This window comes from Pedobacter sp. AC190 (genome assembly GCF_979258025.1).
In genome coordinates this window covers 958,018-969,800 of sequence record NZ_OZ409824.1, presented here as the reverse complement: position 1 = coordinate 969,800, position 11,783 = coordinate 958,018, and the positions used below count along the sequence as shown (strand labels likewise).

Below are 11,783 nucleotides of genomic sequence, written 5' to 3'. Positions count from 1 at the left end.
ATGAATTTTAAGAGAAATCAGATGAGATAATCTGGTTTCTCCTTTATTCAAAAAGATATAAGATGAAGAAACTAATATTTTTAATTGCCGGATTAATATTTTTACTAATTCAGCCTGCATCAGCACAACAGGATGCACAGTTTAGTCAGTATATGTTTAACGGCATTTACATTAACCCTGCTTACGCGGGTTATCGGGAGCAGTTAAACTTACACGCTTTTTACCGCAGTCAGTGGACAGGTATTGAGGGTGCGCCAAAAACGATGTCGCTAGCTGTAGATGCGATTGCAAATGATGGCAATGTTGGACTGGCATTTCAGGTTTCCAGCGATAAACTGGGAGCTCAGCGTAACCTGGCCGCTTATGGCAGTTACGCCTATCGCATCCGAATGAATGCGGATGGTTCTTCCAGACTGGCTTTCGGCATCAGTGCAGGTATGGTACAATTGGGTATTGATGGCGCATTGCTTAACCCAAATGATCCGGAACCATTTCAGCCAGTAGGTATGCAAAGTACTATTGTTCCTGATGCAAGGGCTGGGGTTTATTATTCAGACAATCGTTTTTATGCTGGCTTTAGCGCTGATAATCTGGTTTCTCAATACATTGATATTGATCGCTACGCATTTATTCCACAGCCTAAACCTCATTATTACTTAACGGCCGGAATGCTAATCCCCTTATCTATGGATGTGTTACTCAAACCATCTTTCCTGATCAAGGATGATCGAGGTGGGCCGACAAGTCTGGATTTGAATGCCTTTTTTATTTTGGCTGAAAAATTCTGGATCGGCGGCTCTTACCGCACTGGAGTAAAGCTGTATGATAAATCTTATCTTCAGAAAGAGCTCACAAAGGTTAATTCCGCAGTGGCTGCTTTACAGATTTTCCCATCCCAAACCTTAAGAGTGGGATACGCTTATGATTTTTCAATTGGTCCTTTGCAAGGTTACAGCAGTGGTACCCATGAAATTTCCGTTGGTTACTTCTTTAACCGTAAAAATGCCAGGATGCTAAGTCCAAGGTATTTTTAAACCCATTGAATAATACTTTAGATACTCGCGTTACTATGAAAAAAGGTTTACACATAATTTTCTCTACCCTGCTATTGCTTTTGTGCACAGCTAGCCTTAAAGCACAGTATGTTTTAAAGGAAGCGGACAGGCAATATGAATTATTTAATTACAGAAAGGCTGCAGATTTATTTGCACAAGCCTACAAAAAAAAGCCAACGCTTTATGCAGCAGAGCACCTAGCGTACAGTTATAGTTTTATGAGGGACTATCCACAGGCTGAAAAGTGGTATGGCATCGCCGTAAAGTTACCAGGAAGTAAAACTGAAAACATCTTGAATTATGCAAAAGCATTGCAGCAGAATTCAAAATATACGGAAGCAAAACAGCAATATGAAAGCTATTTCCAGCAGGATGAAAAATTCCCCGCTAATCTTAAAATCAATCTTCTCGCCTCCTGTGATTCTGCCCTGGTTTGGATGGCTAATCCTAAAATGGTAACGCTAGAAAATCAGCTTGAGCTGAACAGTAATTTCTCAGACTGGGCAGCAACGAATTACCAGGACGGAATTGTTTTTACTTCAGACCGGAAAAATGCCATGCTTAGCTCAAAAGGGATAAAACCTTTCTTGAAATTTGATGGGGCCAGATTGCCAGACAGAAAACAATATGGCTGGACTGGAGCGGGTTATTTAAATTTATTCCTTAAGCAGTCTAACGATAGTGTCAGCTTATTCCCTTTAGAACTGCCTGAAGGCTACCATATCGGTCCTGCGAGTTTCACCAGTGATGGCAATACCATGTTTTTTGCTGTAACCGAAATTCCTTCAGTTATTAAAGACAAGCTTACCACCATTAATATTGGTATCTACAGCTCCAATAAAAATGCCGAAGGTAAATGGGGTAGGCCCATAGCTTTTCAGCACAATAAAATATCCGAATACAATTTGGGTGATCCTTTTATTTCAGCTGATGGAAACCGTCTATACTTCAGTGCAGACATGCCTGGAGGATTGGGTGGCACGGATATTTATTATACCGATAAAACAGGTCCTAAAACCTGGTCTGCACCTATCAATTTGGGAGCAATCAATAGCGAAGGCAATGAAAGAAGTCCGTTTGTAGATAGCAACGGTTCTTTCTATTTTTCTTCAGATGGCCGGATCGGAATGGGCGGATTAGATGTTTATGAATGGATCAAAAGCGATGGAGATTCTGGCGTAGTACGTAATCTCCGCTATCCCTTAAACTCGGCTCAGGATGATTTTGCTTTCGGTTTAAGCAATGCAGGTTCGCAAGGATATTTGTCTTCTAACCGCGCAGGCGGTAAGGGAAGCGATGACATTTATACTTTTGATAAACGGGCATTACTTGTCTTTAAGCTAAAGGGCAAAGTTTATGATAAAAACAATAACAAGCCGCTCAATGGTGCGATTTTAACTTTGGCCACTCTCAACGGAAAACCGACTAAGGTGGAAACAAACCAACAGGGTAGTTTCAGCTTCGATTTGGATGGTGATACAGATTATAGCCTTATTGCTGAAAAAACACCGTATGCTGCAGCAAATACCAGCTTATCTACAAAGGGCTTAAACAAATCAGCTTCGATTGGAAGAGATCTATTTCTAGAACTTGTTGGACTGGACAAAACGATTAGAATTGAAAACATATACTATGATTTTGATAAATCGGTTATTCGCCCAGATGCAGCTATTGAGCTGGATAAACTTGTAAATATTCTACAGGAAAATCCAGCAATTAAGATCGAACTTGGATCCCATACCGATAGTCGGGGCTCAGATGCTTACAACCAGGTGCTATCTCAAAAACGTGCTGAAGCAGCGGTAGCCTACATTATCTCCAGGGGAATTGATAAAGCCAGAATTCAGGCCAAAGGCTATGGTGAACAACTATTACTAAATCACTGCAAAAATGGGGTGAACTGCGGCCCAGATGAGCATCAGTTGAACCGTAGGACAGAATTTAAAATAATAGAAAAGTAGAACGTGGGCTAATCTGTAAATAAAAAAATTCCCAGGCTGTTGCCCGATTTAGATGAACTTAAGTTCGTATTTTCGGATCAGAAAACCTGGGAATTTTTGCTAATATGGAGCGCGTTAATTTAGGAAAATATGGTATATAGTATTATCAACAGGCCAATTTGAGTGACTTATTCCGGATTCTGCTCAGGGTTTCTAAACGAATGCCAAGGTAACTGGAAAGATGGCGAAGAGGGATTCTATTGGTATCCATTGAACTCTCCTCCAGTTTTAAATACCTGTCAATTGCAGAAGGTATTCTTGCCACTATCGATCTTTCACATGCAGCATGTAACTGTTGTTCCAACAGTTTTCGGCTTATTGTGTTTGCCTCAGGATATTGATGGGCAAGAATATCAATGTTTTCGTAGGGAATGCATATCAGTCTGCAATCTTCTACCGCTTGGAGATATTCTTTAGAATGATTGGATGTCTCATTTGGTTGACGAATAGCAGAGATAAGTTCATTTTCGAAACTAAACCATGTTGTGATGTCTTTTTGAGCTTCTCTTACAAAGCCCCTTACCACCCCTTTAAGTAGAAAGTAAATTGACTTATTATTGTCGATGGGAGAGAGGATGAACTTGTTCTTTTTAACATGAATGATCTCACATTTTTCGATATGGTAATTGATGAATTCATTAGATAAGGCTTGGAATTGTCCAAGGAAGTTTATCAACGGTTGTATTAATAAACGATTTTCGGAATCTTTTGTCATGTGGTTCAGCAATAAGAATTTAGAGTAAAATGTATTTGAGATTTTAAAAATTATAAAATCTACTCTCAAAATTACCTGTGATTCATTGCAAACATACCAGAAGTGCCAGATCTTAACCCCAACGATTCAACGGTTAGACCAAAAAGACGCTTTCAAAGTCTTCAGATTATGCTTTTTTGAAAGTAATCAGTTGGCAATACGCCTTTTTCTTTTTTAAAGGCGTTGTAAAAAGTGGCTAAACTTTTGAAGCCCGATTCTTGCGCAATCGCCTCGATTGTGATTCTACCACTAACAATTGGGTATTGTTTCAAGAAATGTTCGATGCGGTAACCATTGATCCAGTCCCTGAAGTTTTTCCCGATTTCGTTATTCAGCACGTAGGAACAGTGATGAATGGGTATATTCAGTTTAGTAGCCAGGTCGATGATCTGTAAATCAGCTTTAAGATAAAGCTGGTCATTTTCCATGGCATCTTTAATCATAATACTGTAGGAAGAGAGAAGCTGCTCAGAGAGATTATGTTTTTTTGGTGAAGAGCTTATGGCCTTTTCTTTAAGTACTTTTGACATATCAATAACCTTTCCTTCCGTTGCCATTTGAAAGGATTCTTTTTTATTCCAGTCCGTTGCAACTAGCAAGTAACCATAAAACATTTTGGGTTTATGAAGCGCATACAATAGAATGCCCAGCAATACAATGCAGTTGATGGCAATAAAGGATGCATGATATATTGGGATATGCAAACCTTTCAGAATAATTGGCAAAAGGCCAATGACTTGGAAAAGTGTCGCTGCCCAAAGCATAAAAAATATCCAGTCTTTTCCAGGATTATCGATGTCGGTTTGCTTTCTGATTCCAGATTTCGAAATCGCAATCCAGCAAAGTGGCAAGTAAATCACAATCAAAATGGTTCTGCCCCAGCTATGAAAGTAATTGGGAAATAATCCGCTCCTGGTATGCAAATTATGATATCCGTTTTCGGTAAGTTGACTGGCGATCAGGTCCCAGTCCAATTCGGCTCGCCCTGGCCATGGAAAAACATGAATTGCTGCCAATAAAACTGGAATAAAATGAAGCCATTGCCATTTGTTTATTCCTTTTCTATTGGTTAAAAAGCCAGTAACGTATAGATATAAACATGCAGGAGAAGCAAAGTATATTGGAGTCAGGCTTTGAAAAAATATAGCCAGTAGTTTATGGTTGCCGCTTTCTATGATCAACGAAGTCAGGATCTGGCAGGTACGGGTAAGAAATAGGATAGACAGTAGAACATTATTCGCCTTATTACCCTTTTTCGAAAAAAAAAGATGAGCGGAAAATAACAATAAGAAAAAGCAGGTTGTGCTAACCAAAAAATACATAAGCGTTGCTTACAAGGTAAAACATTGTTGTTTAAATGATATTACTTTGTCAATAAAGTTTCGTTAAAAAAATATTGATGAATTTCAGTAGGGATGATGCGAAGATAGCTAAAAAAACTTGATGATTTTAAATAGAAAAAGCCGCATTAGCGGCTTTAAAATGAGTTGTATTTTTTATTTTTTATCTCACAATGATAATGTCTTCCAGAACCAGCATATCCATCTTCGTTCTTAAAAAACAATCTAGGGCTTCTTCAGGCCTATTAACAATAGGTTCGTTTTCGTTAAAAGAGGTATTTAATAAAATCGGGGTACCTGTAGCCTGATAAAAATGTTGTATTAGCTTATAATATTTTAAATTGTTTTCGGCCTCCACAGTTTGTAAACGCCCCGTTCCGTCGAGATGTGTAACTGCAGGAATTTCTGCTCTTTTATCTTGCCTAATTAAAAATACCTTTTCCATAAAAGGAACTCCATCATGCTGTTCGAAATAATCAGCAACAAATTCCTTTAAAACAGATGGCGCAAACGGGCGAAAAGATTCTCTCCTTTTGATTTTGCAGTTAAGTAATTCTTTAGCGAGTTCATTTCTGGGATCAGCAAGTATAGATCGATTTCCTAAAGCCCTTGGCCCAAATTCGGCCCTTCCCTGAAACCAGCCTATAACACCATTATTGGTTAAACAATCGGTTATAGTCTTAAAGAAATCTTTTTCAACAGGTTTTTGATAGGAAATTTGCCTTTCCTGTAATAATTTCTCTATATAATCATTGTTAAAACAACTTCCAAAGTAACCATTTAACATCGGTTGGTTTCTATCGTTGTGGAGCAATTGATTATAAACCCATAACGCAGCACCAATGGCTGTTCCCGCATCATGCCCTGCAGGTGGAATGTAGATATTTTCGAATTTAGTATTTAACTTAATTTTACCATTTGCAACAGAGTTTTGGGCAACACCGCCTGCTATACAAATTGAATTAAGATTGGTTGTATTTTGTACATGATTCAGAATGTGAAATATTGTATTTTCAGTTACTTTTTGAACACTTGCTGCAATATCTTTATGCTTCTGATTAAGCGTTTCATCTGTTTTTCTTGGAGGACCTAATAAATTAATAAGTTCCTTTGAAAATACAGATTCCATAGATGGTATCCCATCTTCCCAGGCCATTTGCACGCCTTTTGTAGTATGGTTAAAATATTTAAGATCGAGTTCAAATAAACCATTTGACTTAAGATTAACAATTTTTTGAATCTCTTGTTCATAAACAGGTTTGCCGTAGGGCGCAAGTCCCATAACTTTATATTCATCGCCATAATGCAGAAAACCTAAAAACTGGGTTAGCGCTGTATAAAATAATCCCAAAGAATGAGGATAGCTTACAGAATCGATTACATTAATCTTATTATCCTTTCCAGTGGCCGTCATCGTGCTGGTAAAATCACCAAAACCATCGATACTTAAAATAACAGATTCTTCGAAAGGTGAAGCAAAAAAAGCACTCGCCAGGTGTGAACGGTGATGTTCAACATTATGAATGTGTGCTTTTAGTTCATTCGGTTTTAATCCAAAGTGACTAATAAATTCTTCATCAATACTTTTCGCTTTTTGAAGATTTCGCATCCGATCGGCAATATTTTTAATATTCAGTCGGTTTTTAATTGCTGTAAAAACCTTCTTGCCGAAATTGGCCTTCGGATCTCTTGAGATGGCAATGTGATCTACTTCCCTGATATTTATTCCAGCTTCATCCAAGCAGAATTGAATAGCCATTGAAGGAAAGCCAGCCCAGTGTTTTATCCGCCTGAAACGTTCTTCTTCTGATGCCGCAATAATTTCACCATCCCTATAAATGCAGGCGGCCGAATCGCCATGATAAGCGTTAATACCTAATATATACATATTTGGAGGTAGAATTATTTATAAATGGGGAGTAAACGGCCGAAATTAAAAGATTATTAGTGTTTTTAATTTCAGATAAATGGAAATACTTAGTTTTTTATTTTGGTGTTCTTTCTAATCCAGATGTACAGCATAATGAAAATAATGATGTAAACAATTACATTAAAAATTTCATGATGGTATTCGAAGTAGTTTCTCTGCGATTGAAAAGTGCCAAATAAGACACCCAGGCCCGCAATACGGAAAATGTTTAAAACATAAATGCTGATGAGTCCGATAATAAGCATTTTAAAAGTCGACTTCCAGGATGCTGGAAATGATAAAACAAATGCAGCCAGGAAACTCATTACGCCTAATCCCAGGCAAGAATAGTTAATTCGAAGTAATGGACCCGAAACAACCATAACATCCATTTCATTGTAAATGGCATAAAAGCCAAAAAGCTTAATAATCCAAACTGCAGGAATTATTAATGCCGTTTTTAACCCTTGTATATAATCAAAATGCTCAGCGATGTACGCATTATAAAACTTCCCACCAGGACTCATAACACTATTCATGAATAAGTTACCCTGACTAAATAAAATGTAGAGTACAAATAAGGCAATAATGAATTTTATGGCTTTTTTATCAGCCTGTTTCTTAGCTTCTTTTTGCTGGATTTCGTTCATAATCTGTTTGATTTTTTAAAGATATACTAATCTTTTTATTCATCCCAATCTTATTAAATTGTAATAATTTAAAGCTTAATTTTTCTTCTTCCTTGCAAAACATTCTATTTCACTATTCATTTACCCTAAACCCTAAACCCTAAACCCTAAACCCTAAACCCTAAACCCTATAGCTTATTGCGTTTCAATTCAGAAATCTTCTTATCAACCAATAACCTAAACCAAAGCCCCTGCAGGTAATGAAAACGAATGCCCGTTTTGCCATCGAGTATACCCATCTTAAAAATCATCCGATAGCTAAAATATAAATATGGCCTTAAGCCTAAGGGTAAATTTCTCCATTGCTTTTTAAACCAGGTCTTTTGCTCATCCGGATTTCCCCATAATTTGGCCTCCAGCGTTTGTGATCGAAGTTTTTGTTCCCGCTCAATTTCTTCAACAGCAATTAAATCACTATAACGTTCGTGTTTAGCTTTCCAGAATGCAAGATTGTTTTCTTTTAAATTTTCTTCCAATAAATGCCCCTTTTTCCAGATAATGGTTTTTCCACCTGGTATAAACCGATGATCCATATTTTCATTTAAATCTGAATAAGCCATTCCCGTTCTAAACATTTTTAACATATAGATGGGGTAGTAGCCCCCAAAACGAATCCATTTTTCTTGAAAATAGTTTTTGCGGTTAAAATATATACCACTGATATCCGCGAAATCTTCATCTTGAAAGCCTTTAAGTAACTCAAAAAGCTCAGGACTTACAATTTGATCAGCATCTAGGCCAATAGTCCATGGCGTACTAACCTGAAAGTTTTTTAAGGCAAAATCCCACTGTTTGGGATGATTTACAAAGGAGTTGCTTTGAACAACTGCGTTAAAGCTTTTAGCTATTTCCAGCGTTTTGTCCGTACTTCCACTATCCAAAATAAATATTTCGGCATTCAAATTTTTAATGGAATTCAATAACCTAGGCAAATGAATTTCTTCATTATATGTGAGAATAATAAAACTGAAATTTTTATTCATCGTTTTTGTTTTTGTTCTGTCATCCTGAGCGGAGTCGAAGGATAAACCATTCATTCAGACCATATCATGCTGAGCTAAGCCTGCACTGAGCTTGTCGGAGTGTCGAAGCGCTATAATCAAAGCTATTTTTTCTCCGCTTTGTCATCCCGTTTTTGTTTTGTCCTGTCATCCTGAGCGGAGTCGAAGGATAAACCATTCATTCAGACCATGTCATGCTAAGCTAAGCCTGCACTGAGCTTGTCCAAGTGTCGAAGCGCTTTAATAAATGTTATTTTCTCTCCGCTTTGTCATCCCGTTTTTGTTTTTGCTCTGTCATCCTGAACGTAGTCGAAGGATCAACATTCATTCAGACCATGTCATTCTGAGCGGAGTCGAAGAACCCTTTCGTACAATTCTATATAGCTCCTAACCAAAACCTCGTCATCGAAATCATTTTTAATGAGAATAGGAGCATTACGTTTTATGGTTTCTCTCTTAAGCTTTTGATTATAAGCCAAATTAATTTTCTCAGCAATGTCTTTTGGTTTCAGGCTACAAACCCATCCAAGCTCATTAGCTTTTACATAGTCAGCAAGTCCAACATTTTTACTTACAAGCACAGGCGTACCAACACTTAAACTTTCGACAACAACATTGGCAAAGTTTTCATTATAGGAGGGAAGAACCAATAAATCATGATAAGCCATCATGGAAAACTTTTCATCATTGCTAACTTGCCCAATCCATTTAATGCGTTCACCCAGCTTTAGGCTTTCAGCTTTAAGCTTTAAGCTTTTAATATAGTTTTCGTCTCCTGTTCCTGCAATGGTTAAGCGATAGTCGAAATTAACATCTGATAGCGCATCAAATAAAAGTTCTAAACCTTTGATTCGATTTATTCGCGAAAGGAAAATAATTTTAAATTTTTGATTACATTGTTTCTCCTGATCAAACTTAATATTACTTTTTCCAAGACTTACAAGGTTCGAAATTACTATAATATTATTGGCATTGATAAAGTCTACTATTTCTTTCTTTTCTTTATTAGTTGTAGCATGAATTGCACAGTACTTTAGTAATTTTTTTCCTATTAAATGATGGATTATTTTTTTCAGAGTTTTATTGCCAGTACTATAAGTATGAAAATTCAACATACCTCTTGGCGATAATACAACTGGGATATTATACCATTTTGCGACTAAACAACTCAACACAGAAACCAGGTTCCACCAGGCATGGATGTGAATCACGAGTTCATTCGCCTCCTTTGGAGGGGTGCCTATAAGGCGGGGTGGTTCTTGTTCCCCTTTAACGCGTGGCGACTCACCTGGTGAAATAGAAGGAAGCGGATTTTTAAACTGACTTATTTTCTTTCTTAAATCCCACAACAAACCAGGCGAAAAATGACTGTGATCCTTTGTCCACCTCTTAAAATAATTAACCACAACACCATCTACCAATATAGGCTTCCCAACTTTTAACTCTAATTCAGCTTTGCCATTGGCAGTTGTTGTTAAGACCTGAAGTTCTAATTTCGCTTTCCCATTTACATTATCCTGAGCGGAGTCGAAGGACAATAATTTAATTGACTCACACAACATCGAGACTGAAGCGATCGGCCCGCCATAAATATAGGAAGGCTTGTAGGAAGGAGTAATATGCAGGATTTTCAATTTTTTAAATAATTATCCAATCTTTTGATCACGAATTTGTTTAGCAACAAAAAAATTAGAAAAAATGCAATAAGGCTACCTATTAATTTGTCAAGCGCAGTCTCAAATAAATTTATTTGAAAAATTAATGGAACCAAAAAAGCAAATCCCCAGATAAGATTGTAAGATTTTGTAATGATGTATTTGTATACAATACCAATTACCATACCCCAGGCAAACAGTGGAATTAACATCCCTGGAAATCCAAAATCAATATAACTCTCTGTAACATAGCCTAAACTAATTGAAGTTCCCGATTCAACTCCAGCAAATCCTATCCCCGTGTAGATATTTGTTTTTTCGGAATCGTTTATAGCGGTTTTATCTGGAAATAAAATTCGAGGCATAAATACCCTTTTTATTGCATCAAGCCACAATCTTCCATGTTCATGAGGTCGATTAAGTGGAACATATGAAGTTGTAGCTGAGAAAATATCTATGTATGTTATTCTATCTAATAATATAGTAATACCATCTTCATATTTTAGTTTTTCCGAATCACTAGCTAGCTCAAAAAGTTTTTCTAAAGCATTAGCTTTTGAAACTTTAACTACTTGTGCACGCTCCCCCCTGAAAGAAATGAACGATACTGTGGCTTTACATATTGCCAAATAATAAGTAAATTAAAAAGTAGCGCAATCATTGATGCAAAAAAGAGGTAATTGACGAAAGTGTAAGATTTTTTTACAAAAAGGTATAGTAATAAAGAAGCTATAAAGAACTCTTTAAAAGAGCTAAAATACCCACTTAAACTAAATAGGATCTCGCCAACTAATATTATATAGAACAGGCGTTTGTTCTTTTTAAATACAAAATAGAAAGAAAAAAATATAAAAAATATTGCCCATTTTAAATCCTGAATTTTTACGAAAAACTGTTGTAATCCGGGAATGATATGTGATAATGCTAACAGGACTGGCATTAAAAAGATTGCAAAAGCATATAGAATTACTATTTTCTTTTGATTGTATTTTGCGAGTTGGTATTTAAAATCATCGAAATTTGATTTTGGTATTTTTTGAATGATAAGAAATATTCCGAGAGTTATAACGTATAAAGAAATTAGACCGTAGTAATAAGCAAGATGAATGTTTTGGTAGTAGATAAAGAGTTCTGAAAAATCTTTGTAAATAAAATCTGCATAAAAAACTTTTAGGCAAACCTGTAACCACTGCGTAAGCAATGCAAAAAAAAGTACTGGTGGTTCTCCTTTTCTCCACAAAAGTTTAGCTGCAAAGGGAACAAATAGCGCTGCCATAAATGTTGCAAAGGGGTTTATTGTAAAAAGCGATAACATAAGAATTACCCCAATTGCAATTTTTAAACTTCCTAATTTTATAGAATTTTCAAACAAGTTTTTTC

Annotated in this window: 10 protein-coding genes; 2 read left to right on the top strand and 8 right to left on the bottom strand. The window is 36.6% G+C overall.

Annotated features, from left to right (window positions below; translation table 11 throughout):
• The first annotated feature begins 62 nt into the window (after positions 1 to 62).
• Together ACZZZI_RS04265 and ACZZZI_RS04260 are read left to right on the top strand one after the other, a co-directional pair.
• The gene (locus ACZZZI_RS04265; protein ID WP_463488676.1) at positions 63 to 1,034 is read left to right on the top strand and encodes a PorP/SprF family type IX secretion system membrane protein; all 972 of its coding nucleotides are present in this window, start codon (positions 63 to 65) and stop codon (positions 1,032 to 1,034) included.
• A 5-nt stretch (positions 1,035 to 1,039) separates the two neighbouring features.
• Complete coding sequence (locus ACZZZI_RS04260; RefSeq protein ID WP_463488675.1) at positions 1,040 to 3,016, top strand: OmpA family protein; 1,977 nt, start codon at positions 1,040 to 1,042, stop codon at positions 3,014 to 3,016.
• Between the two features lie 145 nt (positions 3,017 to 3,161).
• On the opposite strand, the gene ACZZZI_RS04255 is transcribed toward ACZZZI_RS04260, so the two are convergent.
• The 8 genes from ACZZZI_RS04255 to ACZZZI_RS04220 all read right to left on the bottom strand — a co-directional run bounded on the left by ACZZZI_RS04255 (position 3,162) and on the right by ACZZZI_RS04220 (position 11,775).
• Positions 3,162 to 3,770: a Crp/Fnr family transcriptional regulator gene (locus tag ACZZZI_RS04255; RefSeq protein ID WP_463488674.1), complete on the bottom strand. Its 609-nt coding sequence runs from the start codon at positions 3,768 to 3,770 to the stop codon at positions 3,162 to 3,164.
• 161 nt (positions 3,771 to 3,931) lie between these two features.
• Complete coding sequence (locus tag ACZZZI_RS04250) at positions 3,932 to 4,990, bottom strand: helix-turn-helix domain-containing protein (protein ID WP_463488673.1); 1,059 nt, start codon at positions 4,988 to 4,990, stop codon at positions 3,932 to 3,934.
• A gap of 322 nt (positions 4,991 to 5,312) precedes the next feature.
• On the bottom strand, positions 5,313 to 7,037 hold the full coding sequence (locus tag ACZZZI_RS04245) for a carbamoyltransferase family protein (RefSeq protein WP_463488672.1): 1,725 nt from the start codon (positions 7,035 to 7,037) through the stop codon (positions 5,313 to 5,315).
• 89 nt (positions 7,038 to 7,126) lie between these two features.
• A complete protein-coding gene (gene xrtY / locus ACZZZI_RS04240; protein WP_463488671.1) occupies positions 7,127 to 7,708 on the bottom strand; it encodes an exosortase Y in 582 nt (193 codons plus the stop codon).
• A 167-nt stretch (positions 7,709 to 7,875) separates the two neighbouring features.
• Positions 7,876 to 8,730, bottom strand: a complete 855-nt coding sequence (locus ACZZZI_RS04235) for a glycosyltransferase family 2 protein (protein WP_463488670.1) — start codon at positions 8,728 to 8,730, stop codon at positions 7,876 to 7,878.
• 356 nt (positions 8,731 to 9,086) lie between these two features.
• Entirely contained in the window at positions 9,087 to 10,382 is a 1,296-nt protein-coding gene (locus ACZZZI_RS04230; RefSeq protein WP_463488669.1) for an XrtY-associated glycosyltransferase XYAG1, read from the bottom strand.
• A complete protein-coding gene (locus ACZZZI_RS04225; protein WP_463488668.1) occupies positions 10,379 to 11,032 on the bottom strand; it encodes a hypothetical protein in 654 nt (217 codons plus the stop codon). Before ACZZZI_RS04225 ends, ACZZZI_RS04230 begins: the two co-directional genes overlap by 4 nt.
• A complete protein-coding gene (locus ACZZZI_RS04220; RefSeq protein ID WP_463488667.1) occupies positions 10,972 to 11,775 on the bottom strand; it encodes a hypothetical protein in 804 nt (267 codons plus the stop codon). Before ACZZZI_RS04220 ends, ACZZZI_RS04225 begins: the two co-directional genes overlap by 61 nt.
• Between the last annotated feature and the right edge of the window lie 8 nt (positions 11,776 to 11,783).